The organism is Caproicibacterium sp. NSD3 (assembly GCF_053613275.1).
Window position 1 is genome coordinate 1,265,441 of the sequence record NZ_CM132119.1, and the last position, 24,624, is coordinate 1,290,064.

Below are 24,624 nucleotides of genomic sequence, written 5' to 3' on the forward strand. Positions count from 1 at the left end.
TTTAGAAGTATAAGCCGGTATTTTCCAGCTCGTCCATTACGTCTTCTCCCATCAAATCCACATTGTATGGAGTGATGATAAAGGTATTCGTCGCAACGCGCTTGATCTTTCCGCCATTGGCATATGCAACGCCGCTTAAAAAATCAATAATTCTTCTGGAAACATCTTTTTGTGTGTTTTCCAGATTCAAAACAACAGTGTGCATTTTTAAAAGCTCATCTGCAACAGAACAAGTCTCTTCTCCGAAATGTTCCGGACGAAATACCACTACCTGCAGCTGTGCAGTTGCATGAATATTTACTACTTTATTGCTATCGTCCCGCTTTTCTATATTACGGGGCACCTTATCATATTCCGGCGTCTCTGAACGACGCTCACGAGTACGGGGAGCAGCAGCTGCCGCAGTGTTGTCGTCTTGCTGTTCCTCCCGCTCATCGTAATCATCATAATCATACTCGTCATCCGGCGGATTCCACATTTCTTTAAACTTTTGGATAAAACCAGCCATTGTGTAAAAACCTCCTACACGTTTTTCTTACTGTAATCTCGTGCGCCGTAAAGCGCCGAGCCAATTCGCACCATATTAGCACCACATTCAATGGCGTCTGCATAATCTGCAGACATCCCCATTGATAAATAGTCCATAGAGACATTATCTAATTTTTTTCTGCTCATGTCAACAAAATATTCGTACATTTGTGAAAAGTAGTGCAAAGTTTCTTCTTTTTTAACATTTGCGGGTGGAATTGCCATCAATCCACAAATTGAAATATTGGGGAGCACTGAAATCTCTTCCAGCAATGATTCCAAATTTTCCGGTAATACACCGGACTTATTTTCTTCATGCCCAATATTCACTTCGACCAAAATTTTCGTCTGTACTTCTCTCTTCTGAGAAAGGCGTGAAATTTCCTTTGCGAGTTTCATACTGTCGACACTTTGAATCATTTGTACACGCCCGACAAGGTATTTAATCTTATTTACCTGCAGATGACCGATAAAATGGACTTGGGTTTTGTCTTTTTCATAAGCATCATATTTATCCATCAATTCCTGGACTTTGTTCTCGCCGATGTAAGAGATCCCCTTTTCGATGCTGTGATTGATGACTTCGACCGGAACTGTTTTCGTTGCCGCAAGCACGGTGATATCTGCACGTGTTTTTCCAGCTTTTTGCGCTGCTACCGTCACATTATGTTCAATTTCTTCAAGATTTTCTTCTACTGCTCGAAACCGTTCCTGTAAATTTTCAGTCGATAACTTTTCCGTCATGCAAATCGGTCCCTTCAATAATTACTTGATCATATTGTTTTACGGTATCATCCGTCATCAGTGCATCCGCACTTGGAGAAGGATCACAGTAAACATATGTCCCATCTCCATAAAGCTGAACGATCTGACAAAAACGCATTTCGGTTCCATACATTACATAAACCCCCGGAACCTTTTGCGTTTGCTTTGTAACCGTTCCATCCGCCTGCTTAACATCCTTTGTCAAAGTTTCAAAGTGAATTGCTTTTTGACTGACCTGAATGCCGCTATATTGATTAACAGTAACCTCTGCGGTTTCTTTTCTCAAATTTACAAGGTTCGCATTCATTCTGTCACATTTTAAAATGATCGCCGCATCTGAATTTTCATCTTGCTGGTTGATTGCCACTATCGTTGCCGGAATCTCATCAGCAGACGCAAAAGGAAACGAAAGCGTTACCGTATTTTCCAGTTTAAAACGATTTGCATCTTTTGCCGGAACCGTACAGGCAAAATACCAAAAAAAGTCATTGACGACCTTCCCTACCGTATGATCCTGTACCGTTCCCTTAGGATATTCCTTTTCCAAATCATCAGCCGTCAATGTGGTAACAGAATTGATAGGAAACAAGTTCTCATATCCATCAACATGGCTGGAAAAGAACCCCGCCTTATCGGTTGTAACCGTTCCAAGAGCCTGTCCATTGCTTGTCCCGCTAAGCTGTGTAATCTGCGTTTCAATTTCAGAAAGGCGACTGGAAAAATCCGGAGATTTTCCTGCAATGATTTGGCGCTTGTTTAGCAAATACTGCAGCTGCTGTTTATCTGTCGTAATGCTGGTCCCGGATTCAGAATTATTTAAAAGAGAGATCATCTGCTTTGAGATCTGCTGTCCAACCGTTTCTAAGCTGTCCGCATAGGAATTACCTGGATTTTGCAGATCGGTTAAAAGCTGTTTCTCATTTTTAAGAGCATCCAGCTGATCTTTTGTTCCGGCTGTTGTTACGCTGCTGTACGCGGTTGCTACTGTGCCGCTGCTCGATACACGGCCACCGTCGGAAACCGCATACTGCAAAACGCCTCCATAAGGATTTGCAATCACATTTTCACTGCGGATCGCATACCCGGTTGCCTGTATTTTTTCAGAAACAGTCTTATAGAGCGCCTCTTCGGTCACTTGTTTTGCAAAATTGACTCGATAAATTTGATAACCCAAAAAAGTAAAAATCAACAATGCAGCAAATGTTGCGGCAATTTTTTTGATTTTAGGATTTGTCATTCTTTGTCAGCCCCCCAATTTGTCTCGAAAATATGCAGCGCAGCTTGGCAAAGCGCCGTAAAATCAGGATAGTCTTCAATAAAAAGCCAATGTATCTTTTCTTCACGGCGAAACCATGTCAGCTGCCGTTTTGCATAATTTCTGGTATGCTGCTTTAAACAATCCACAGCTTCTGGCAAAGAACAGATCCCTTCAAAATAAGGCTTTAATTCTTTATAACCAATTGCCTGAATCGCAGTGGACCCTTTCGCCTCACGAAAGACTTTTTCGGCTTCTTCCAAAAGTCCTTGCTTTATCATTTGGTCTACTCGCTCATTAATCCTCTGATAAAGGATATTGCGGCTGCGAAAATTAAGCCCTATCATACAGCAATCATATGGGCTTGGAATCATTCGAGACTCTTTTTCTCGCTCCTTAGCAGTTTTTCCCGTAGACTTCAAAAGCTCCAGCGCACGAATCACTCGAATCTCATTATTCGGATGAATCTTCTCCGCAGCCTTTGCATCAAGTGTCTGCAGCTCTTGATACAGAAGATCACCCTCTCCATTTTCCCAGCGCTTTTCGAGTGCAGTACGAAAAGCATGATCTCCCTCCGCCTGCTCAAAATCAATATGATGTAAAAAGCTGCGAATATAAAGGCCCGTCCCACCGCACAACATTGGGAAATTTTCTCTGCTTCGCACCTCATTTACGGTCTGTTCTGCCAATTTCACATAATCTGCTACGCTAAAAGGCTGATCAAGCGGCAAAAATCCAATTAAATGGTGCGGAACATTTTCCATTTCTTTCTGAGAAGATTGTGCCGTTCCAATCGGAATTCCACGATAAATTTGCATAGAATCCGCTGAAATTACTTCTCCGGAAAGGCTTTTACAAAGCGCGACCGCCAGCCGACTCTTTCCGGAAGCAGTTGGGCCTACAACTGCTCCAACTAGAATTCGCTCTGACAATCCCCTTTCCTCCTCTATAAAGCCAAGTTTTATGTAAACTCATATTATTGTAAACGGAAATTTAATAAAATGCAATAAAAAATTTTACTGAATTCTGCCAAACTGATGTTCCAAATCTTTTCGTTTTAAAACGATAGAAACCGGACGTCCGTGTGGGCAATAGCGAATGTCTGGATTCTTTTCCAGCCGCTGTGCCAAATCAGCAAGTTCCATCGGTGAACTCTCGTCCCCCGCCTTAACCGCCGCTCGGCAGGCAACATTGTGATAGAGCCAGTCCTGCTTTTCAGTTGAAATATCTGTTTTATTTTGTGCAAGATATCCTGCCATCTCCATAACGGCGGAAGCGGCATCCTCAATTAATAAAATCGGTGCGCTTCGAATTAGAACGGTTCCCGTACCAAAGTCTTCCAGACCAAATCCGGCCTTTTCAAACATATCGAGATGATCAAGGACCGCTGCATATTCGTTCTTTTCCAACACAACAGGAATCGGCTGCAAAAGCATTTGCTGCGGAATATCTCCGGATTCGCGGCGAAGTTTTTCATAAATCATGCGCTCATGAGCCGCGTGTTTATCAATTAGTAAAAGTTCGTCTTCTCCTCGTTCGAGAATGATATAAGTTCCGAACGCTTCTCCTACAAGTTTCAATGTTTGCTGAGGAGGCTGAGGCTGCTCTTTTTGGACTAGTGGCGCAGAACTTTCTTCCAACAGATCTTCCGAATACGTGTCATTTAGTTTCTCTTCCTGCGATTTTTCAAAAGAGATAGGCTCATTTTCGGGAAGAGAAGACCGCGAAGCGGGCTCCTGTAAATCTTTTTGCAGTGGAGCTCGATTGTCATCTAAAAAAGCTTGAGAATGGAAATTTTGCTTCGAATCCTGCAGGATAGTCGGAGCTGCTTTTTGAGAAATCTGCAGCTGTTCAACGGTCCTGGTCTGTTGATAAGGCGGTATGATCTGACTCGCCGCAGACTGTACAGGCGAGAATTTTAATACATTTGGTTTATCGCCTACATTCAAAGCCGATTTCACTGCATGATAGACCGCATCAAAGACCGGTTTTTCCTGATAAAAACGGACTTCCATTTTAGAAGGATGCACATTGACATCAACAGCAGAACAGTCCATTTCAATATGAAGCACACAGGTTGGAAACTTGCCGACCATAATAGACCCTTTAAATGCCTGTTCCAAAGAAACCATGGCTGTTTTTGACCTTACATAGCGGCCATTTAAAAAGAAATTCTGCATACTGCGGTTTGGTCTGGAAGCTGTCGGTTTTCCGATAAATCCCCAAACGCGAACATGATCAAGCGTATATTCCACCGGAATCAACCCGGAAGTAAATTCTCTTCCGTAAACGGCATAAATAGAATTTTTAAGTTTTCCATCCCCCGGTGTCTGAAGTGTTTCCTTTCCATCACGCAAAAAGCGGAAACTGATATCCGGGCGCGATAAAGCTTCATGATCAATAATAGAAGCTACCGCGTTGCCTTCCGTCACATCTTTTTTCAAGAATTTCATTCGGGCCGGTGTATTGTAAAAAAGATCCCGCACTAAAATCGTCGTTCCAGAAGCACATCCGGCATCTTCGCATGCTTCTTTCTCTCCACCGGAAATCACATAGCGGGTCCCTGCCAGTTCCTCTTTTGTTCTGGTCAGCAATTCCACATGGGAAACTGCACAAATCGAGGCAAGTGCTTCTCCTCGAAACCCTAATGTTCCAATATGCTCCAAGTCCTTTTGTGAAAACACCTTACTCGTAGCGTGACGCAAAAAGGCATTTGAAACATCTTCCCGTTCAATTCCACTGCCGTTATCCGTAACCCGCATAAAGGTAACTCCGCCATTTTTGATTTCCACGGTAATCGCAGAAGCTTCCGCATCTACCGCATTTTCCACCAACTCTTTAATGACAGAACTGGGGCGTTCAACGACTTCTCCTGCAGCAATCAATTCTGCCACATGTTTATCCAAAACATTGATTTTTGCCAATCTTTTCACCGTCCCTTTTGGTTAGCCTCATCTATTTTCATCTCTTATGTATCTTTTGCCAGTCTTGAAAGCTCAAAAAGCTCATTCATACACTCAATGGGTGTCAGTGTATTGACATCCAGCTTCTTGAGTCTTTCCATCACTTCTGATTCCTCAGAGGGCATCAAAGACAGCTGCATGGAATCATTCTCTTTCTCCTGCACCTTTTTCTTTTCAGAAGCCGGCAATGAGATCATTTGACCGTCATTGATCTGCTTTAGAATTTCTTTTGCCCTGCGGACAATCTTATTTGGTACCCCCGCTAATTTGGCGACTTCAATCCCATAACTGTCATCCGCACCGCCGCGGACAATTCTCCTCAAAAAAGTAATATCGTCTCCATGCTTTTTGCATGCAATATTATAGTTTTTAACGCCCGGCAAAAGTTCTTCCAGTTCCGTTAGTTCATGATAATGTGTTGCAAATAAGGCCTTCGCTCCCAGCGTCTTGGTATCTGCTACAAATTCCAAAACCGCCCTTGCAATGCTCATCCCATCAAATGTGGAAGTTCCTCTTCCGATTTCATCCAAAATCAAAAGGCTGTTGGAAGTCGCATGCTTTAGAATATCCGCAACTTCGGACATCTCCACCATAAACGTAGACTGCCCGGCGGCAAGGTCATCCGAAGCGCCGACTCTGGTATAAATTGCATCCGTAATGCCGATTTCCGCATAAGAAGCCGGCACAAAACAGCCGATCTGTGCCATCAAAACAATCAGCGCCACCTGCCGCATATAAGTGGATTTTCCCGCCATATTGGGACCCGTTATAATTGCTACCCGATTCTCTTTTTTGTCAAAATTCGCATCATTGGGAACAAAAGGAACATCGGAAAGCTGCTCAACAACCGGATGACGACTCTCTTTCAGAATAATCTTCCCGTCAAGATTTACGGTTGGGCGAACATAATGATGATCACAACTAACATGGGCAAAGGAATTGAGCACATCCAATTTTGCGATTGCTTCTGCCGTTTTCTGAACCCGATCCATCTGCGCTGCGACCGTCGAGCGAACTTCATCAAACAAGTGATATTCAAGCTGCACGCTTTTATCATGTGCTCCAAGGATTCTTCCCTCTAATTCTTTTAGCTCCGGTGTAATAAAGCGCTCACAGTTTGTCAGCGTCTGTTTCCGAATATAGTGATCAGGCGCCATATCCTTGTAGGCATTTGGAATCTCAATATAATAACCGAACACTCGGTTATAGCCTACTTTTAGTTTCGGAATCTTATTTTTCTCTTTCTCCTGTGCCTCAATCCGGGCCAAAATACCGTGCCCGTTTGTCATATCATTTTTAAGGCTGTCCAGTTCTTCATTGAATCCGGGTTTGATCATTCCGCCTTCCCGGATAGAAAATGGAGGCTCTTCCACAATTGCACGGTCGATCAACGCCTGAATATCATCGAGCGGATCAATCTCGCGGCAAATATCACAAAGCATGTCCGAATGAACATCAGAAAGCATCTTTTTGATTCTAGGAAGCTTTTCTGCAGCCGAAGCCAAAGAGCGCAGTTCTCGTCCATTTGCACTGCCGTAAACGATTCTGCTCATGAGCCGTTCCAAATCATGAATGCCCTCTAGTTCATCAGAGAGGGTTCCCCTAAAAATAGCATCTTTACAGAGTTCCTCAACCGCATTTAATCGGCGGCTGATTCTGGCAGGACTTAAAAGAGGCTGTTCGATCCAACTGCGGATCAGACGTTTTCCCATTGCAGTCTTCGTCTTATCCAACACCCACAAAAGGGAACCGCGCTTTTCTTTATTACGCATTGTCTCCAAAAGTTCCAGATTCCTTCTGGCATTGAGATCCAGCTTCATATATTGGCTGCCGCTATAAACCTGCGGCTGCGAAATTCGCTCAATTCCCGTTCTTTGGGTCTCTTCCAGGTAGGAAAGCAATGCACCTATGGCTGCTGTAATCTCCGGCTGATCCTGAAGTTTTAATTCGTCAAGATTTTCTTTATGAAACTGATGAAGGACTTTGGAGGTCACAATATCCGGAAGATAGCGATCATCTTCCAGCACTTCAACGCTGGCAGAAATTCTCTCTTTTAAAAAGGTAAGTAATCCTTTCAACTTGGCAGCTTCGGAATTTAAAAGAACTTCTTTGGGGCTATAACGGGAAATTTCCTCTCGAATAGACTCCTCCAAAGGCTTTTCAAGGTGAGTTGCATAAAGCTCGCCGGTAGAAATATCCGAAAAGCAGATTCCTGCTTGATCTTTTGCAAGAAATACAGAGGAAATAAAATTATTCTTTGTTTCGTCCAACATACTGCTCTCTAATACAGTACCAGGCGTTACTACACGAATAATGGACCGCTTGACCAATCCTTTCGCCAATGCCGGATCTTCCATCTGCTCACAGATTGCGACTTTATATCCTTTTGCCACCAATTTGGCAAGATAGGGCTCATAGCTGTGAAAAGGTATCCCACACATTGGTGCGCGCTCTTCCTGTCCACAGTCCCGTCCGGTTAAAGTCAGGTCCAGTTCTTTTGATGCCAAAACGGCATCATCATAGAACATCTCATAAAAGTCTCCCAGACGAAAAAACAGGATCGCATCCGGATACTGTTCTTTAATCTGATAATACTGCTGCATCATTGGCGACAAATCGGCCATTCCCTTAGTTCCTCCGTTTCTAATAATCAAACACAAAAAGCGGACACGTTCTCATCATGTGCCCGCTTTTTTAAAAATTCGATTAGTGACAACCACCGCAGGTGGAGCAGTTGTGAGTACAATTCTCTTCATAATCGGCAGTGTCCGGATTGGCACCAGCTGCACACTGATCCAGAATTGCTTTGATCCTTTTTAGAAGAAGATCGAGCTCCTGATTCGCGTTATTGTACGCGGTCATATGCTCATTCTGCATCACTTTCTCATAAACAGAAGTTAGCTGCTCATTAAGTTCCTGCATCTTTTTCTGATCCTGATCCGGGTCATTCATCATATTGCTCAGGTTCATGCGCGTCAGATTGAAATCTCCAATCATCTTTTGAAGTTCCTCGTCCTTATCGCAAGCGACGCTTGTTTCACGCAAAGCCTTGTAGCGCGGGTCTTCCTGAATAGTACGTCCAAGTTCTCTTGTGAGTTCAATGATTTCCATGATGTTCTCCTTTTTAAAATAGATTTAATTTTTTGTGAGTATTTATGAATAATAAAAAAGAACCGATAAATTAAATGATTTCTCCTTCTAAAATCCAGTTGCGTGCATTTGTTATATGCACATTCTGAAAAGTCCCGCAGAGTTCCTGGCTTCCAGGAAAATCAACAATGATATTTCCTCCCGTTCTCCCCGAAAGCATTCCAGGCTTTTTTCCCTCTTCTTCTACCAAAACACGTTCCACAGCACCAACTTTTTTGGCGCTGTGTACTGCGGCGATTTCTTCCTGCTTTTTACAAAGTTCCTGAAACCACTTGCTTTTTTCTTCTGCAGAAATTGGATCTGGAAGGGAAGCCGCCCGCGTACCGACTCTCGGCGAATAGATAAACGTGAAGAGGCTGGTAAAGCCGACTTCCTCAATTAAAAAAACCGTATCCAAAAATTCCGGATAAGTTTCCCCCGGGAACCCGACGATCACATCACTCGTTAGGGAAAGATCCGGCATCACTTCTTTTGCATAATGAATCAGTTCCAGATACTGTGCCCTATTATAATGACGATTCATTTCCTTTAAAACACGATCATTTCCTGACTGAAATGGAAGATGCAGATGACGTGCAATGTGTGTTCCGTTTGCCATCACATCCAAGAGCTCATGGGTACAATCTTTCGGATGACTCGTCATAAAGCGAATCCGGTAGTCTCCCGGTATCTCGTCCAGCTTTTTTAAAAGGCCTGCAAAGTTCAATCCACAGTCTGGATTTTTTCCATAGGAATTAACATTCTGACCCAAAAGCGTAATATCTTTATAGCCGCTTTGGACTAATTCTTGAAACTCTTTTATCACCGCTTCGGGAGTTCGGCTGCGTTCTCTTCCCCGAACATATGGGACTACACAATAGGAACAAAAGTTGTCACAGCCATACATAATTGTCAGCCATGCTTTTACTTTTCCATCCCGCTTGATAGGAAGTCCTTCCATAATTTCTTGATCTTCGCTATCATCTCCACGAGAAAAGACGCGATGATGATCCGTCAGACAATGAAACAATAATTCCGGGAAACGATGAATCACATGCGTTCCAAACACAAGGTCCACATAAGGAAAACTTTCTCGAATTCTTTTCGCAACATGCTCTTGTTCCATCATACAGCCGCACAGTGCAATGATGAGCTGAGGGTTGCGGCGCTTAATATTTTTTAAAGCTCCAACATTTCCAAAGACACGATCTTCCGCATGTTCTCTGACAGCACAAGTATTAAAAAGAATAAGGTCAGCTTCCTTAGGGTCTTTGGTAAAACCAAAACCCATCTCTTGCAACATACCCTCAATTTTTTCGCTATCTGCAACATTCTGCTGACAACCGTAGGTATGCACCATGGCAAGCGGCATCTCTTTACGAGTCCGCGCTCTCATGATTTCTTTTAGCTGTTGAATCCACAAATCCTGATACTGCAAAGAAAATTGCTGTGCCATCTCCGTCAAGTTTCAAGTCTCCCCCATATGGTATTCTCTTGTCTGTCGATTATACCATAATCCACAAAATCCTGCAAGAAAAGAAACCGTAAACAATTTTTAATTCTGCTTTTGCGGACGATATAATTTTGGAAAACGTTTCCATATAAAAATCCGTCTTTGAAGATCCTTGGGCGTATACTTTCCTGTCTTTAAGTAACGATAATAACCCCTTTTCTTCAAAAAGGTAAGAATTGCTCCATGGCTAAGCTTTTCACGCAGCAATATATCAATGCAATTAATGACAGTCTGCGGAAGCTTTCTCTGACGAAACAGTGCAATTAATTCTTTTTGATTGCTATGTTCGGTTTCCAGAATTTCTAAGATTCGTTCCATCGCAGAAATTCGCTGAAAAATCATTTCTCCAAAATTTTTCTGTTTTTCTCTGTGCAATTCGCACTCACGGTCACGGGTTAAAAGCACCGGAGCTTCGCGAATTGTTCCAGCCGAAAGAAAACAACGTAATAAAAATTCTTCCGAATAACCAAAGCTGCACTCATCATTTAGATAAATCTGCTGTTCCAAAAGGAATGCTTTTCTTAAAAAGATCGCCGAAATATCTACCGGAAATTCGTCTTCCAAGATTTTTCTTACACACTCTATTCCAAAAAGATTCTCCGGATGCTTTCTTTGATGGAGCCGATTCATTTCCACTTGCGACATCGTGCCAAAAACCAAGTCGACTGTTCCCTCTCCTGCAGCCTTAACATATGTGGGCAGATAGTTTTTATAAAGTCTGCGGGCAAATAAAAAAGTAATATAAGTTCCGCCGGCCCTCGTAATTCCAGTATTCAGCGCAGAAGAAACCGTTGTCTTTCCGTTTTGAATAACGCTACCGCGAAGATGAAGCTCCGATAAAAGCTGTAGTGCTTTCAGAATCGTCCGATCCGAAGATCCCATATCTACAATAATAAATTCTGTGTTCAGATTTTCTGTCTGCTCTTTTTCTCTGCGCAGAATCCCTTCGATCTCCTTTTCCAGATTCAATACAGGAAAAACAATCGAAGTCATTGCATCAATCATTTTTCTTGCCTCCTTCTGCCTTTTCAGGCTGCTGCAAAATGACCTGTACCGCATGGCGTGAAGTCGTTTTTGTAACGGTAATGCGATTTCCCAAATAAGTAAAACTATCCTCGATCGCCGGAACTTTTCCAAGATGCTCCATCACCCAGCCATTGACCGTTACATAATCAAAGTCCTCTGCGGAAAGCGGGAAATGAAAGAATTTAAAAAAGTCATCCAGATCGGCGCTGCAATCCACTGCATAACGTTTCTCCCCGATTTTTTTAAAATACTCGACGACAACATCATGTTCGTCCCAGATATCTCCCACCAGTTCCTCCAAAATATCCTCCATTGTGATGATACCCTCTGTCCCTCCAAATTCATCCACTACAACAGCCATATGGGTCTTTGATTGCTGCAGCTGACGCAAAAGGTCACTGATATGAATTCCGGAACCAATATAAATAACACTTTTAATGATGCCTTCAATCGAGGTCATTCCGGTATGAAGTCCTCTAAAATAATCCTTTTCATGAACCATACCAATAATATTATCGATCGACTCCTCATAGACCGGAATTCTTGAAAAGCCATGATTCATAAATAAATCGGTAATTTCATCAAGGGGAGTTTCTTTTTCTATCGCGACCACATCAACGCGCGGCGTCAAAATATCGCCTGCATCCAAATCATTAAATTCAATCGCGGAACGAATTAATTCTCCATTATGTTCATCGATTCCACCATCATTCTGCGCTTCATCAACAATCGTCATCAATTCTTCCTGCGTCATCACATCAGACTCCTTATGCTTAAAAAGATGACTTAAAATGCGCTTCCACTGCATAAACAGGAAGTTAAGCGGGGTAAAAAGGACCATCAGAAACTTTAAAAAAGGTGCCGACTGCAAAACAATCTGCATAGGATTTTCTTTTGCAAGACTTTTCGGCGATATCTCACCAAAAACCAGCACCACAACCGTCATGACAACCGTTGAAATTGTTACTCCATTATCCAGGAAAAAGCGAGTAAACAAAATTGCAGCAAGAGAAGCGGAAAGAATATTGGCAATATTATTTCCGGCTAAAATAGTAGAAAGAAGCCGATCATAATCTTCTACAATCGAATAAGCCAACTTTGCTCTGCGATTGCCGTCTGCGGCTATTGTCTTTAGCTTTGTACGGTTTACCATACTATAAGCCGTTTCTGTGCTGGAAAAGAACGCAGAAAATATAATACAAATAATAATTCCGACTAATTCTTCTATACTTGCATTGTCCATGCTTTTACTCCTAATTGACAGGCATTTGAATTTTATGAATAACAGCCTACTTTTATACTCTATCAGAATCTTTTTTCAAATGCAACTGAGAAAGTATGAAAATCATTTACAGATAAAAAAAGCGGAACAGCTAAAAGCCGTTCCGAATGAATTGGTGGAGCATAGCGGGCTCGAACCGCTGACCTCCACACTGCCAGTGTGGCGCTCTCCCAGCTGAGCTAATGCCCCGGGTTTCAACTGACGCAAATTAACGTGAGAGGTCGCGACAGCTTTAAAATAATAGCATATATTTTTTTAAATTGCAAGTCCGATTTTCAAAAAAATAGTTTGTCAAAAGGAAAAAATATCGCCAAATTTTCTCTTTCATATCTTTTTGTTTTCTGTAAAAAATAGAAACGGAAAGGGATGATCTCATGAAAAGGGATTTCAAAGAAGAAGAACAACAAAATTTAAAATTTCCGTCGGACACGTGGGATAATGCCGATGACATTCCTACCTCAACTGACGTCATTGCCTCCACTGAATGCACCGGATTAATCCCAACTCCTCCACAATTTGCTTCGGAAGCCGAATCCTATACGGATCTTTTCTCTATTCCAAAACCTCAAGGTGCAAGAGAGCGCCTTGCCAAATCTAATTCATCTAGATAAAAAAGCCAGGAGCACCGATTTTTTAATATCGGTGCTCCTGGCTTTTTACTCTAAAATAGCATTTTGCTTTATTTCTTTAATGCTTCTTTTGTCACCTTTACGATGTTGGAAGCACACAAACCAAATTCCTCTAAAAGATCAAGCGCTGGGCCGGAATGTCCAAACGTATCCTGCACACCCATGCGAATTACTGGGACAGGACACTTTTCACAGACCGCCCCGCAGACTGCTTCACCCAATCCGCCAATCACATTATGCTCTTCTATCGTGATCAGCTTTCCGGTTTCTTTGGCAGCTTTCCAGATAAGTTCCTTATCCAGTGGTTTAATTGTATGGATATTCAGCACACGAGCGCTGATTCCTTCTTTTTTCAACTGATCAGCCGCTTTGATTGCCTCCGAGACCATCAGTCCGGTTGCAATAATCGTAATATCGTTGCCCTCTCGTTCCGTGATGCCCTTTCCTATTTCGAAATGGTAATCATCATTATTATGGAACGATTCCACTGCCAAACGTCCCAGACGAATATAGCAGGGACCTACATACTCAGCGGCTGCTTTGACTGCAGCTTTCATTTCATAATGGTCAGAAGGATTTAAAATTACCATTCCCGGAATGGTACGCATTAAAGCAATATCCTCACAGCACTGATGCGTTGCGCCGTCTTCACCGACGGAAATACCGGCATGAGAGCCAACCACTTTTACATTCAAATGCGGATACCCAACAGAATTGCGAACCTGCTCAAACGCACGTCCTGCGGAAAACATTGCAAAACTTGCAGCAAATGGGATTTTCCCGGTCGTCGCAAGACCTGCAGCAATTCCAATCATATTGCATTCAGCAATTCCTACATCAATAAAACGATCAGCATAAGCTTTTTTGAAAATTTCAGTCTTTGTCGCGGCTGCAAGATCTGCATCCAATACGACAATATTCGGGTTTTCGGCAGCTAATTCCGTGACTGCTAGTCCAAAGCTTTCACGTGTTGCTTTTTTTATCATCTCAGCCATTATTCTGCCTCCAATCCGGTCAGGGCTTCTTTTAATTCCTTCATCGCCGTTTGATACTGTTCTTCATTCGGTGCTTTTCCGTGCCAGCCCACCTGATTTTCCATAAAGGAAACGCCCTTTCCTTTTACGGTCTTCAGAATTATGCAGGATGGCTTTCCTTTAACCTCTTTTGCATGATTAAAGGCGCACTCCAAAGCATCAAAATCATGACCATCTATCACCTGAACATCGAATCCGAATGCTTCAAATTTTTTATCGATAGGAGCCGGACCGCCCACTTCGCTGACCGGTCCGTCAATCTGAAGGCCATTGTTATCGACAATCACACAGAGATTATCGAGCGCATGGTGACCAGCAAACATTGCGGCCTCCCAAACCTGACCCTCTTCAGTTTCGCCGTCTCCTAAAAGAGTATAGACACGGTAGTCTTTCTGATCCATTTTTCCTGCAAGTGCCATACCGACTGCAGCAGAAACGCCTTGTCCCAAAGAACCGGAACTCATATCGATCCCGGGAGTATCAAGCATATTGGGATGTCCCTGTAGCATGGCACCAATATGACGCAGACTTTTAAGCTCTTCCCACGAAAAATATCCTTTTAGCGCCAGAGCTGCATAAAGCCCCGGGCAAGTATGTCCCTTGGAAAGTACGAACCGATCCCGATTGGGGTCTTTCGGATTTTTCGGGTCTACACGCATTTCTTTAAAGTATAGGTAGGTAAATACATCGGCCGCCGAAAGCGATCCGCCCGGATGACCGGACTTTGCATGAAAAGTCCCTTCAATTACACCCATCCGTACTTTGCACGCCGTAATCTGCAGTGCTTTTTTTTCCGACTGATTCATTCTGATCCTCCTGTTTGGTCTTTCAAAAATCAATGTTTGTTTATTATAACATGATTCGACTTTTTCTACAAGCAAAGACAACTCTTCCTTGGGCAGTTTTCCCTAAATGAAAGTTTTTAAAAGTCCCAAATATTTTATTCGCACTCTTCATCCTGATCATTCGTCAAATGCAGGCGATCAAAGATATAGAATAGAATTCCCATTGCCATTCCTACGATGCATGCCAGTACCATGCCCTTTAACTGAACATCTCCGATATTCAGGGAAATGCCGGAAAGTCCGGTTACAAAGACGATTGCTGTTAACGCCTGATTTCTTGCTTTACCAAAATCAACTTTTTTGTCAACCAGAATCCGCAACCCGGAAGCACCGATCATTCCATAAAGTAAGAATGAAATTCCGCCAATAACAGGGCCCGGGATTGTCGAAATCAAAGCAGAAAATTTGCCGATAAATGAGCAGAGAATGGAAAGCGCAGCCGCGCCGCCAATTACCCAAACACTATATACCTTTGTAATTGCCATTACGCCAATATTTTCTCCATAAGTAGTCGTCGGAACAGAACCGATCAAACCGGATATAGCCGTGGAAAAATTATCGCCGAGAAGGGAACGATGTAAGCCAGGATCTTTTAGAAGATTTCTTCCAACGATCTCGCTGGTAACGATCTGATGTCCGATATGCTCGCTCGTAATCACAAGCAGTACCGGAATCATCGTAAGAATCGCATTGACATCGAACTTAGCAAGTTGAAAATGCGGCAGTGAAAATACACTCGCCTCTTGCATTGCCGTAAAATCCACCAATCCGAAGCAACAAGCTGCCACATATCCACAGGCAATTGCAATTAAAATGGGAATGACACTTAAAAACTTGCGGAACAAAACGGAACCAAATACAGCGATGCAAAGCGTAATCGCAAATACTGCAAAATTTTTCGGATCAACGGAAGCACCATTCGCCGGTAACATTCCTCCGGTAGAAGCTGCGTTGCCTGCAAGTTCCAAACCAATCAGTGCGACGACCGGTCCCATTGCTGCAGGAGGTAAAATCACATCAATCCAGTTTGTACCGAACTTATAAACAATCGCTGCCAGCACACAGCCAAGAAGTCCGACTGCTACAAATCCACCTTGTGCATAAGAAAACGCGTCCATATGCTGCGCGACCTGCTCTGCTGTCGGGTTGGCAGGATAATTTGGAAAGAACGGATCCCCATGCTGTGTCATTACAATAATTGCCGGAGCAATAAATGCAAAGCTGGAACCAAGATAAGCTGGGGATTCGGCCTTTGTCACGAAGATAAAGAACAAAGTTCCCAAACCATTCATTAAAAGTACAACCGCAGGGTTAATGTGAAACAAAGACGGGACCAGCACCGAAGCCCCAAACATCGCGAACATGTGCTGAATACTTAGTGGGATTGCCTGCTGAAGGGGTGGCTTCTCCCTCACTCCAATAATTTTCTTGCTCATTTTTCCACGCTCCTAAAAACTCAAGTATTTATTTCTACGGCCTGTCCCAAAAATACAGGCCGTTTGAAATCTCTTCCATAAAAGTCAAATGTGGCTGCAAAAAAAGAAGCCCGTCCCGGCACATTCTTTGTGCCGGGTGGCTTCTAATTCATTTAATTCTATAAGTTTCTCACAAATACAGATTTTGGAGAACCACAAATTGGGCACCCCCAATCATCAGGTAATTCTTCAAATGGAATAATCGGATCATCATAGACGAATTTACAAATTCGGCAGGTAAAGCTCTGATCATTTTCTTCCTTATCGTCCGGCCTTACTGGAAAATAAACCGGTGAATTTTTTGGAATCGTTCCTTTGATTGCACGACGATAATAATCATAAGTCATTGGAACCCGTTCCGTCTTTTCGCTTCCTGCAAGAACTCTTGCAAAAAAGATGGTATGTGTATCAGTTTCCATCTGATTTTCTACCTGACAAAGAAACCAACAACAAATATTCTCTTGAATAACAGGAACGCCCTCTCGCAACATCTTATAACGAATATTTGCAAGCTTATCTCCATTTTTCCCGGACGCAAAACCAAGAGCGCCAATTACCGCTCCAGAAGTATCTTCGCTCAATACGCTGACTGTAAAAATACCTGTTTCTTTGATGCACTGGCAACTGTAATTATCATGGCTAACGCTTACAAGAATACGATCAGGCTGATTCGTAACCTGGGTGACGGTATTGACAATACAGGCCGATGCACATTTCCCATTGGTTACGCCAAGTGCATAAATCCCGTATGATAAGCTCGAAAGGATTTCTCTTTTCATCTTTTTACCGCCTCCATTTCATAAACTCTTAAAATGCCCTAAACGTTTTAATAGTATCACTTTTCAGATATTATTTCAAGTGCCTTTTAAGAATTTTTAATTTGTTTCCAATATGCTGCAAAGGACTGTTCTATCTTATTCTTTCCTGGAAGATAATATTCCTTATTTTTCAAAATATCAGGCAAATACTGCTGTTTTACCCAATGATTTGTAAAATCATGAGGATATTGATAAAATTGGCCCTTTCGTTCTGCATCTTCTCCATCATAATGGCGATTTTGCAGCTGTCTCGGAATTGTCCCGATTTCTCCCTTTTCCACATCTTCCATTGCCCCGTTAATTCCAAGATATGCAGAATTGCTCTTTGGCGCCTGACAAACCAAAACGACCGCATCCGCCAGCGGAATCCGTGCCTCCGGCAGTCCCACCTGCTGTGCAATAGAAACCGCCGCATTTACAATCGAAAGGATCTGAGGATAAGCTAACCCCACATCTTCCGCCGCACAAACCATTAATCGGCGGCAGGCGCTCGGCAAATCTCCCGCCTCTAAAAGCCGTGCGAGATAATGCAATGCGGCATTGGGATCCGACCCGCGCATGGATTTTTGATAAGCCGATACAATATCATAATGCTCATCGCCTTCCCGGTCATAGCGAAGGGCACTGCGCTGTGTCAGTTCATCTGCAAGCTCTTCGGTTACCACCAATGCGCCGTCTTTTTCTTCCGCAGACAGAGCGCAAAGTTCGGCTGCATTCATTGCTTTTCGTACATCCCCGCCGCAGGAAGTGGCAATTAGCTGAATCGCTTTTTCTGAAACAGAAATTTCTGCTCCTCTCTCTTCTGAAAGAAATCGGAATGCCCGCTCCACCGCCGGAATTACTTCTTCCGGCGTAACAATCTTAAACTCAAAAACCGTTGAACGGCTTAAAATTGCACTGTATACATAAAAATAAGGATTTTCGGTTGTGGAAGCAATTAGTGTGATGTCTCCGTTTTCAATGAATTCCAGAAGCGTCTGCTGCTGCTTCTTATTAAAATATTGAATCTCATCTAAATAGAGCAAAATTCCATTCACAGCATCTAGCGTCCCAATGGATTCTACAATCTTACGAATATCAGCAGTATTGGCTGTCGTTCCATTCAGCTTGCATAATTTTTTATTGGTCTGGCGCGCAATATAACGTGCCAAAGTGGTCTTTCCTACACCACTAGGCCCATAAAAAACCATATTGGGAATTTCTCCGCTTTCAATGATTTTCCGAAGCGGTCTGCCCGGTGCCAAAAGATGGCGCTGCCCAACGATTTCATCTAAAGTTTTAGGGCGAAGTCTATCTGCTAACGGAGAAGCCAATCACAATCACTCCTTTTTCGAAAAGAGAGCAGAAGGCTCCCCCTCTGCTCTCCAGAAACGTTCATTATTTGAGATCCGATTCAATTTTCATAAAGCGGATATTTCTCACAAATCGCGTTAACTTTGCCGAGAATTGTTTCCTTGCTGTTATCAAAATCGTTAATTGCAAGTGCAATGCACTCAGCAACTACATCCATATCTTCCGGTTTCAATCCACGCGTTGTAACTGCCGGCGTACCCAAACGTAAGCCACTCGTTACAAAAGGACTGCGCTGTTCGTTTGGAACCGTATTTTTATTTGCTGTAATCCGAACCTCGTCAAGACGGTGTTCCAGCTCTTTTCCAGTCAATTCCAAGCCTGTCAGATCGACCATCATCAGATGGTTATCCGTACCGCCGGAAACCAGATGTACTCCACGGTTTAAAAGTCCTTGTGCCAAAGCCTGGGCATTTACTACAATCCGCTTGCCATACTCTTTAAATTCTGGCTTTAGTGCTTCTCCGAGGCAAACAGCTTTTCCTGCAATGATATGCATCAAAGGACCACCCTGTGTCCCCGGGAAAATTGCCTTATCAATCGCCTTTGCATACTTTTCTTTACAAAGAATCATGCCGCCGCGCGGGCCACGAAGCGTCTTGTGCGTCGTAGTCGTAACAATATCAGCCCACTCCACCGGATTCGGATGAAGCCCAGCTGCAACCAAGCCGGCAATATGCGCCATATCCACCATCAGCATAGCACCGCAGCTGTCGGCAATCTCACGGAATTTTTCAAAATCAATGATACGAGGATATGCACTGGCCCCCGCAACAATCATCTTCGGCTTGCACTCCATCGCCTGTTCTTTGACTTTATCATAATCAATTCGTCCGGTCTCGGGACTAACTCCATATGGGACGAAATGATAATAGCTGCCGGACATATTGACGGGAGAACCATGGGTCAGATGGCCGCCTTCTGAAAGGCTCATCCCCATCACGGTATCTCCAGGCTTTAGAAATGCAAAATAAACCGCCAGATTTGCCTGTGCGCCGGAATGCGGCTGCACATTTGCGTGCTCTGCACCAAAAAGTTTGCAGGCACGATCTCTTGCAATATTCTCCACGATATCTACATACTGACAGCCGCCGTAATACCGCTTGCCCGGGTAGCCTTCTGCATATTTATTCGTCAGCACGCTGCCCATCGCTGCCATAACAGCCGGTGAAACAATATTCTCTGATGCAATCAGTTCCAAATTTCTGCGCTGACGGGAAAGCTCCTGCTGCATCGCATCGCCAACTTCCGGATCTGCTTTTCCTACAAAACCAATGGTGTCCATCATATCGTTATACATATCCGCTGCATCCCTTCTGATTCAAGTTATTTAGAATTATTATATCCCATCATCCTTCAAAAGACAAGTTTTCCCTTTCATCTTATCAAAACAATTTCTTTTACAAAATAGGAATTGTTCTTTTTCTGATTTTGCGATACAATATTTTAAGAACTTTGGGAGGAAATACATCATGACAAAAAAGCAACGCGCACTTGCTGCCGTAGAAGCCCTGAAAAAAGAATATCCGGATGCCCAGTGTTCCCTGACTTATGAGGAACCGCTGCAGCTTTTAATTGCTACCCGCCTCTCCGCGCAATGTACAGATGCGCGGGTGAACATGGTTACTCCTGCTCTTTTTAAACGATTCCCGACTCTTGATGCGTTTTGCGAAGGCTCCGAAGAAGAAATTGCAGACTATATTCACTCCTGCGGATTATATAAAACAAAAGCGCGAGATATTTTTGCGATGTGCCAAAAATTAAAATCCGATTTTAACGGAATAGTCCCCGATACAATTGAAGTTTTGACAACGCTGCCTGGTGTAGGCAGAAAGACCGCCAACCTAGTCGTCGGAGATATTTATCATAAACCGGCCGTCGTAGCGGATACGCATTGTATTCGAATCTGCGGGAAACTAGGACTCACAGACGGGACAAAAGATCCAAGGAAGGTTGAAAATCAACTTCGGGCAATTCTCCCTCCGGATGAAAGCAATTCTTTTTGCCATAGACTTGTTCTGCATGGACGAGCTGTCTGCAACGCACGGAAACCGCTCTGTGAAAAATGCTGCATGAAAGAATTCTGCAAAACAAATCTTCAAAACCAAAAAGGAGATAAAAGATGAAACGGCTTTTGATGGTAATTGACTACCAGGTGGACTTTGTATCCGGAAGTCTCGGTTTTCCGAAAGCATCTCTTCTGGAAGGCCCCATCTGCCAAAAAATACAGGAAGCAAAAGCGCATGGCGATACCATTATCTATACGATGGACACGCACGAAAATAATTATCTTTCCACTTTAGAAGGAAAGAATTTACCGATCCCACACTGTATCCGAGACACTGCAGGGTGGAATCTTTATGGTAAAGTAAACGATCTTTTAAAAGACGCACACTGCTTCCAAAAAAGCAGCTTTGGCTGTGCGGAACTGATCCCATATCTTCAGAAAGAAAATTTTGGAGAAGTCGAACTTTGTGGGCTCGTAAGCAATATTTGTGTTCTTTCAAATGCCGTCCTTGCAAAAGCTGCCCTTCCTCAGGCACAAATTATTGTCGACGCCAAATGTACTGATTGCTCAGATATAGCACAAAATAAGGAAGCACTCAACGTCCTGGAAGGATTACAGGTGAAAGTTCTGAATCGAAAATAATCATGGAAAAATCTTGACAAGGCACATGAATTATGGGATAATAATTCACGTTGCATTTGGGCCTGTAGCTCAGCTGGGAGAGCGTTCGGTTCGCATCCGAGAGGTCGACGGTTCGATCCCGTTCAGGTCCACCAAAAAAGTAGCTGGTCATTTAGAATGGCCAGCTACTTTTTATTTAAAATGCTTTCGGGCCAAATATTTATTCCCTACAATAATAAGTTTGAGCAAAAAATAATCGGGATGCGGTATGATAAACAAGAAGCAGGTGCCTTTTTAAGCGCTTGCTTCTTGTTTATTTAATCATCCTCTAATTAGAAAATTCTTAAATGTCTTTAAAGGTCCACGCTAGACTTTTAAAATCTTACAAAATTAAAAATCCGACTTTCTTCCCCTTTTAAAAATTTCCCATAATACGATCCTTTTCTCTCTTCTTGATTAATTCAACATAACGAAATATAATAATCAATATAATTGGATAATTGGCGCAGTGAAAATGGACAGTATTTGGCTTATTTTCAAGGATGCTTAAAAACCGGCAGATAGGCAAAAAGGCTACCGGTTAGGTGAAGATGTTGGAGGAAATAATGATACAGAATGATAAAATATTGATTGTTGACGATGAGCACGAAATTGCCGATCTCGTAGAAGTTTATCTAAAGAGCGAAGATTATTCGGTGTTTAAGTTCTATAATGCCACAGATGCGCTTGCCTGCGTAGAGCGTGAAGATTTGAGTCTTGCTATTCTTGATGTCATGCTGCCGGACATGAGCGGCTTTGCGCTCTGCCAGAAGATCCGGGAAAAGCACCTATTCCCCATCATCATGCTGACCGCTAAAGTAGAGGATATGGACAAGATCACAGGACTGACCCTGGGGGCGGACGACTACATCACAAAGCCGTTTAACCCACTGGAGCTGGTTGCCCGTGTTAAAACGCAGCTCCGACGATATACGCGGTACAATACCGCAAATGCGCTTCCATTGGAAAACCATGAATATGATTTTGCCGGTCTTTATGTTTGCCAGGACAGCCACAAATGCACGCTCTATGGAAAAGAACTGTCACTGACGCCTATCGAATTCCATATTCTTTGGTATCTCTGTGAACACCGCGGAAAAGTCGTCTCATCTGAGGAACTGTTCGAGGCTGTATGGGGTGAAAAATATCTCGACAATAACAACACGGTCATGGCACATATTGCGCGACTTCGAGAAAAAATGCATGAACCCAGCCGAAAACCAAAATTTGTGAAAACTGTGTGGGGAGTTGGATATACCATTGAATAGACAGTATGATAGAATTGTAAAAAGCAATATTCGTCGAAGCCACTTGTCACAGCAGATTATGCTGCAATATGTTCTGGCACTTATTGGCTTTGTTGTAGGGCTGTTGCTTCTATATTTTCTTGTATGGCGAATTTGCTTAATCTTTACTTGGCAGCCAGATAACCTCCTGTATCAATTCTTGAAATTGATACAGGAAACGTCTTTGTTTTGGGGTACAGGCATCGTTATTATCGGTTGGACCATCATTACCTATCATTTTTTCCAAAAGCCCCTGCGTTACCTGGATGAAGTCGTTAAGGCATCTGAGCAGTTGGCACAGCCTGACAATAAGCCGATTGTTCTATCGGATGCCATTAAAAACGTGCAGGATGAACTGAATCTGGTGCGGGAACAAGCTCTGCGCAATGCTATGGCCGCAAAAGAGGCGGAACAGCGCAAAAATGACCTGGTGGTTTATCTGGCCCATGACCTAAAAACACCTCTGACCAGCGTGATCGGTTATCTCACTCTACTTCGGGATGAGCCTCAGATTTCACCGGAATTACGTGCCAAATACACTGGTATTGCCTTTGATAAGGCAGAACGTTTGGAAACACTTATTAATGAGTTTTTCGATATCACCCGCTTTAATCTTACCAAGCTGACTTTGGAACCGGAGAGTGTGAATCTGACCCGGATGTTGGAACAGATTACTTTTGAGTTCAATCCGGTGTTGGCGGAAAAGAACTTGTGCTGGGATCAGCACTTAGCGCCAAACATTCGAATTGTCTGTGACCCGGACAAGCTAGAGCGCGTATTTGATAACCTGATCCGCAATGCCGTGAACTACAGCTATCCGGATACCCCTATTCTTATTACGATGGAACAATCCGGCAGCCATGTGACGGTGCGCATAGAAAATCATGGAAAAACGATTCCTCCCGAAAAGTTAGGCCGAATTTTTGAACAGTTCTTCCGGCTTGACTCTTCGCGCTCCAGCTCTACCGGTGGATCCGGACTTGGTCTTGCTATCGCAAAGGAAATCGTCGAGCTGCATAAAGGCACCATCAATGCCAAAAGTGCTAATGAGCATATTACCTTTACCGTAACGCTTCCTCTGGATTGTCAGAAAATCGTATGATTTTCACATTTCTTTTTTCAGTTTTTCCTCATTAAAATCAAAAACATACTTGTCCCCGTTTTGATACCATAAAAGTATCGAACGGGGATTTTATTTTGCCCAAATATCGCAGAAAGGATTGTATTATGTCGAGAAAACGAATTACACAGATTTTTCCATGGCTGTTGCCGCTGAGGATTAAGCAGCGCCTATTTTGTTTTTACACAAAGATGTATTTAGACGGAAACCAATATTCCGAGGCTAAATCTGAAGCCTCGTTGCCATATCAGCTTTTTAAAACGAGCTGCCCTCTGTATAACCGGGAAACCGGCTTTGACATGGTATATCAGGAAAATAAGGTTTTTAATTTAAAACTAGCCGCAACCACTTTAGATCGGGTGGTGATAGAGCCAAACGAAACTTTCTCGTTCTGGAAGCTGGTCCGATATGCGGACAAGGTCATTCCATATAAAGACGGACTGACCGTGATTGACGGAAAACTCACGACGGCCCCCGGCGGTGGAATATGCCAGATGAGCAACCTGCTTTTTTGGATGTTTCTTCATACACCGCTTACCATCGTGGAACGGCACGGGCATAACGTGAAAGATTTTCCGGAACCGCCCAGCGATGCGCCTATGGGCGTGGATGCGACGGTATCGGAAGGCTGGCTTGATCTGAAGGTCAAAAACGAAACGGAGATGTCCTTTGAGATCCGCACCACGTTTGATAAAGATCATATTATTGGGTGCCTTCTAACCGATCAGGACAATGGGCAATTTTACGAAGTCGTAAATGGCAAGCCATTATATTACCGCAAAAACAACAAGGTCTATGAAGAAGTGGATGTGAAACAGAGAACCATTCTGACAGCAACTGGAGACTGTATCTCCGAAAGGCTGCTTTACCGAAACAAATGTGAAATTGGATACCCGCTTCCCGATGGAATGGATATTGCTCAGAAAGGATAAAAGGAA

The 24,624-nt window shown here is 43.2% G+C and carries 22 protein-coding genes and 2 tRNA genes; 7 read left to right on the forward strand and 17 right to left on the reverse strand.

The annotated features are described in order from the left end of the window. Position 1: 1 nt before the first annotated feature. The 11 genes from ACVS9P_RS06315 to ACVS9P_RS06365 all read right to left on the reverse strand — a co-directional run bounded on the left by ACVS9P_RS06315 (position 2) and on the right by ACVS9P_RS06365 (position 12,650). Complete coding sequence (locus tag ACVS9P_RS06315; RefSeq protein ID WP_452102748.1) at positions 2-508, reverse strand: cell division protein SepF; 507 nt, start codon at positions 506-508, stop codon at positions 2-4. Positions 509-522: 14 nt separating this feature from the next. Continuing rightward, the gene (locus ACVS9P_RS06320) at positions 523-1,272 is read right to left on the reverse strand and encodes a YggS family pyridoxal phosphate-dependent enzyme (protein WP_452102749.1); all 750 of its coding nucleotides are present in this window, start codon (positions 1,270-1,272) and stop codon (positions 523-525) included. Further along, the gene (locus ACVS9P_RS06325; RefSeq protein ID WP_452102750.1) at positions 1,250-2,530 is read right to left on the reverse strand and encodes an HlyD family efflux transporter periplasmic adaptor subunit; all 1,281 of its coding nucleotides are present in this window, start codon (positions 2,528-2,530) and stop codon (positions 1,250-1,252) included. Before ACVS9P_RS06325 ends, ACVS9P_RS06320 begins: the two co-directional genes overlap by 23 nt. Next, positions 2,527-3,480, reverse strand: a complete 954-nt coding sequence (miaA, locus tag ACVS9P_RS06330; RefSeq protein ID WP_452102751.1) for a tRNA (adenosine(37)-N6)-dimethylallyltransferase MiaA — start codon at positions 3,478-3,480, stop codon at positions 2,527-2,529. The genes ACVS9P_RS06325 and miaA overlap by 4 nt, the downstream gene beginning before the upstream one ends. Positions 3,481-3,564: 84 nt before the next feature. Further along, entirely contained in the window at positions 3,565-5,472 is a 1,908-nt protein-coding gene (gene mutL, locus ACVS9P_RS06335; RefSeq protein WP_452102752.1) for a DNA mismatch repair endonuclease MutL, read from the reverse strand. Positions 5,473-5,516: 44 nt separating this feature from the next. After that, a complete protein-coding gene (gene mutS, locus ACVS9P_RS06340; RefSeq protein ID WP_452102753.1) occupies positions 5,517-8,135 on the reverse strand; it encodes a DNA mismatch repair protein MutS in 2,619 nt (872 codons plus the stop codon). Positions 8,136-8,217: 82 nt separating this feature from the next. Beyond that, complete coding sequence (locus ACVS9P_RS06345) at positions 8,218-8,622, reverse strand: YlbF family regulator (protein ID WP_452102754.1); 405 nt, start codon at positions 8,620-8,622, stop codon at positions 8,218-8,220. 70 nt (positions 8,623-8,692) lie between these two features. Further along, positions 8,693-10,096, reverse strand: a complete 1,404-nt coding sequence (miaB, locus tag ACVS9P_RS06350; protein WP_452104678.1) for a tRNA (N6-isopentenyl adenosine(37)-C2)-methylthiotransferase MiaB — start codon at positions 10,094-10,096, stop codon at positions 8,693-8,695. A 99-nt stretch (positions 10,097-10,195) separates the two neighbouring features. Beyond that, complete coding sequence (locus ACVS9P_RS06355) at positions 10,196-11,158, reverse strand: glycosyltransferase family 2 protein (protein ID WP_452102755.1); 963 nt, start codon at positions 11,156-11,158, stop codon at positions 10,196-10,198. Further along, a complete protein-coding gene (locus tag ACVS9P_RS06360) occupies positions 11,151-12,422 on the reverse strand; it encodes an HlyC/CorC family transporter (RefSeq protein ID WP_452102756.1) in 1,272 nt (423 codons plus the stop codon). The genes ACVS9P_RS06355 and ACVS9P_RS06360 overlap by 8 nt, the downstream gene beginning before the upstream one ends. Before the next feature lie 152 nt (positions 12,423-12,574). Further along, positions 12,575-12,650 (reverse strand) — tRNA-Ala (locus ACVS9P_RS06365). A gap of 185 nt (positions 12,651-12,835) precedes the next feature. On the opposite strand from ACVS9P_RS06365, the gene ACVS9P_RS06370 reads away from it, so the two are divergent. Continuing rightward, complete coding sequence (locus ACVS9P_RS06370) at positions 12,836-13,072, forward strand: hypothetical protein (RefSeq protein WP_452102757.1); 237 nt, start codon at positions 12,836-12,838, stop codon at positions 13,070-13,072. Positions 13,073-13,140: 68 nt separating this feature from the next. Here ACVS9P_RS06370 and ACVS9P_RS06375 read toward each other — a convergent pair whose 3' ends face one another. From ACVS9P_RS06375 to ACVS9P_RS06400, 6 genes are all read right to left on the reverse strand, one after another. Next, a complete protein-coding gene (locus ACVS9P_RS06375) occupies positions 13,141-14,085 on the reverse strand; it encodes a transketolase family protein (RefSeq protein ID WP_452102758.1) in 945 nt (314 codons plus the stop codon). Next, positions 14,085-14,930 carry a transketolase gene (locus ACVS9P_RS06380; RefSeq protein WP_452102759.1) on the reverse strand — a complete coding sequence of 282 codons (846 nt, stop codon included), beginning with the start codon at positions 14,928-14,930 and terminating at the stop codon, positions 14,085-14,087. Before ACVS9P_RS06380 ends, ACVS9P_RS06375 begins: the two co-directional genes overlap by 1 nt. A gap of 134 nt (positions 14,931-15,064) precedes the next feature. Beyond that, positions 15,065-16,405, reverse strand: coding sequence for a uracil permease (uraA, locus tag ACVS9P_RS06385; RefSeq protein ID WP_452102760.1), 1,341 nt, complete (start codon positions 16,403-16,405; stop codon positions 15,065-15,067). A gap of 158 nt (positions 16,406-16,563) precedes the next feature. Continuing rightward, on the reverse strand, positions 16,564-17,223 hold the full coding sequence (locus ACVS9P_RS06390) for a flavin reductase (RefSeq protein WP_452102761.1): 660 nt from the start codon (positions 17,221-17,223) through the stop codon (positions 16,564-16,566). An 86-nt stretch (positions 17,224-17,309) separates the two neighbouring features. After that, positions 17,310-18,575: a replication-associated recombination protein A gene (locus ACVS9P_RS06395; protein WP_452102762.1), complete on the reverse strand. Its 1,266-nt coding sequence runs from the start codon at positions 18,573-18,575 to the stop codon at positions 17,310-17,312. 80 nt (positions 18,576-18,655) lie between these two features. Continuing rightward, positions 18,656-19,912 (reverse strand): serine hydroxymethyltransferase, encoded by a 1,257-nt coding sequence (locus ACVS9P_RS06400; protein WP_452102763.1) that lies wholly within the window; start codon positions 19,910-19,912, stop codon positions 18,656-18,658. Positions 19,913-20,084: 172 nt separating this feature from the next. Between ACVS9P_RS06400 and nth the strand changes: the two genes are divergently transcribed. From nth to vanW, 6 genes are all read left to right on the forward strand, one after another. Further along, a complete protein-coding gene (nth, locus tag ACVS9P_RS06405; RefSeq protein WP_452102764.1) occupies positions 20,085-20,738 on the forward strand; it encodes an endonuclease III in 654 nt (217 codons plus the stop codon). Next, positions 20,735-21,262 (forward strand): cysteine hydrolase family protein, encoded by a 528-nt coding sequence (locus ACVS9P_RS06410; protein WP_452102765.1) that lies wholly within the window; start codon positions 20,735-20,737, stop codon positions 21,260-21,262. The genes nth and ACVS9P_RS06410 overlap by 4 nt, the downstream gene beginning before the upstream one ends. Before the next feature lie 58 nt (positions 21,263-21,320). Beyond that, a tRNA-Ala gene (locus ACVS9P_RS06415) sits at positions 21,321-21,396 on the forward strand. A 450-nt stretch (positions 21,397-21,846) separates the two neighbouring features. Next, positions 21,847-22,548 (forward strand): VanR-ABDEGLN family response regulator transcription factor, encoded by a 702-nt coding sequence (gene vanR, locus ACVS9P_RS06420; RefSeq protein WP_452102766.1) that lies wholly within the window; start codon positions 21,847-21,849, stop codon positions 22,546-22,548. A 202-nt stretch (positions 22,549-22,750) separates the two neighbouring features. After that, the gene (gene vanS / locus ACVS9P_RS06425) at positions 22,751-23,668 is read left to right on the forward strand and encodes a vancomycin resistance histidine kinase VanS (protein ID WP_452102767.1); all 918 of its coding nucleotides are present in this window, start codon (positions 22,751-22,753) and stop codon (positions 23,666-23,668) included. Positions 23,669-23,793: 125 nt separating this feature from the next. Continuing rightward, positions 23,794-24,618 carry a glycopeptide resistance accessory protein VanW gene (gene vanW, locus ACVS9P_RS06430; protein WP_452102768.1) on the forward strand — a complete coding sequence of 275 codons (825 nt, stop codon included), beginning with the start codon at positions 23,794-23,796 and terminating at the stop codon, positions 24,616-24,618. The last annotated feature ends 6 nt before the right edge of the window (positions 24,619-24,624 follow it).

Bases quoted from the DNA above. Each gene is read 5' to 3' on its own strand.
- ACVS9P_RS06315 (WP_452102748.1), bottom strand. From the start codon at position 508: ATGGCTGGTTTTATCCAAAAGTTTAAAGAAATGTGGAATCCGCCGGAT.
- ACVS9P_RS06320 (WP_452102749.1), bottom strand. From the start codon at position 1,272: ATGACGGAAAAGTTATCGACTGAAAATTTACAGGAACGGTTTCGAGCA.
- ACVS9P_RS06325 (WP_452102750.1), bottom strand. From the start codon at position 2,530: ATGACAAATCCTAAAATCAAAAAAATTGCCGCAACATTTGCTGCATTG.
- mutS (WP_452102753.1), bottom strand. From the start codon at position 8,135: ATGGCCGATTTGTCGCCAATGATGCAGCAGTATTATCAGATTAAAGAA.
- ACVS9P_RS06345 (WP_452102754.1), bottom strand. From the start codon at position 8,622: ATGGAAATCATTGAACTCACAAGAGAACTTGGACGTACTATTCAGGAA.
- miaB (WP_452104678.1), bottom strand. From the start codon at position 10,096: ATGGCACAGCAATTTTCTTTGCAGTATCAGGATTTGTGGATTCAACAG.
- ACVS9P_RS06355 (WP_452102755.1), bottom strand. From the start codon at position 11,158: ATGATTGATGCAATGACTTCGATTGTTTTTCCTGTATTGAATCTGGAA.
- ACVS9P_RS06360 (WP_452102756.1), bottom strand. From the start codon at position 12,422: ATGGACAATGCAAGTATAGAAGAATTAGTCGGAATTATTATTTGTATT.
- ACVS9P_RS06370 (WP_452102757.1), top strand. From the start codon at position 12,836: ATGAAAAGGGATTTCAAAGAAGAAGAACAACAAAATTTAAAATTTCCG.
- ACVS9P_RS06375 (WP_452102758.1), bottom strand. From the start codon at position 14,085: ATGGCTGAGATGATAAAAAAAGCAACACGTGAAAGCTTTGGACTAGCA.
- ACVS9P_RS06380 (WP_452102759.1), bottom strand. From the start codon at position 14,930: ATGAATCAGTCGGAAAAAAAAGCACTGCAGATTACGGCGTGCAAAGTA.
- uraA (WP_452102760.1), bottom strand. From the start codon at position 16,405: ATGAGCAAGAAAATTATTGGAGTGAGGGAGAAGCCACCCCTTCAGCAG.
- ACVS9P_RS06390 (WP_452102761.1), bottom strand. From the start codon at position 17,223: ATGAAAAGAGAAATCCTTTCGAGCTTATCATACGGGATTTATGCACTT.
- ACVS9P_RS06400 (WP_452102763.1), bottom strand. From the start codon at position 19,912: ATGTATAACGATATGATGGACACCATTGGTTTTGTAGGAAAAGCAGAT.
- nth (WP_452102764.1), top strand. From the start codon at position 20,085: ATGACAAAAAAGCAACGCGCACTTGCTGCCGTAGAAGCCCTGAAAAAA.
- ACVS9P_RS06410 (WP_452102765.1), top strand. From the start codon at position 20,735: ATGAAACGGCTTTTGATGGTAATTGACTACCAGGTGGACTTTGTATCC.
- vanR (WP_452102766.1), top strand. From the start codon at position 21,847: ATGATACAGAATGATAAAATATTGATTGTTGACGATGAGCACGAAATT.
- vanW (WP_452102768.1), top strand. From the start codon at position 23,794: ATGTCGAGAAAACGAATTACACAGATTTTTCCATGGCTGTTGCCGCTG.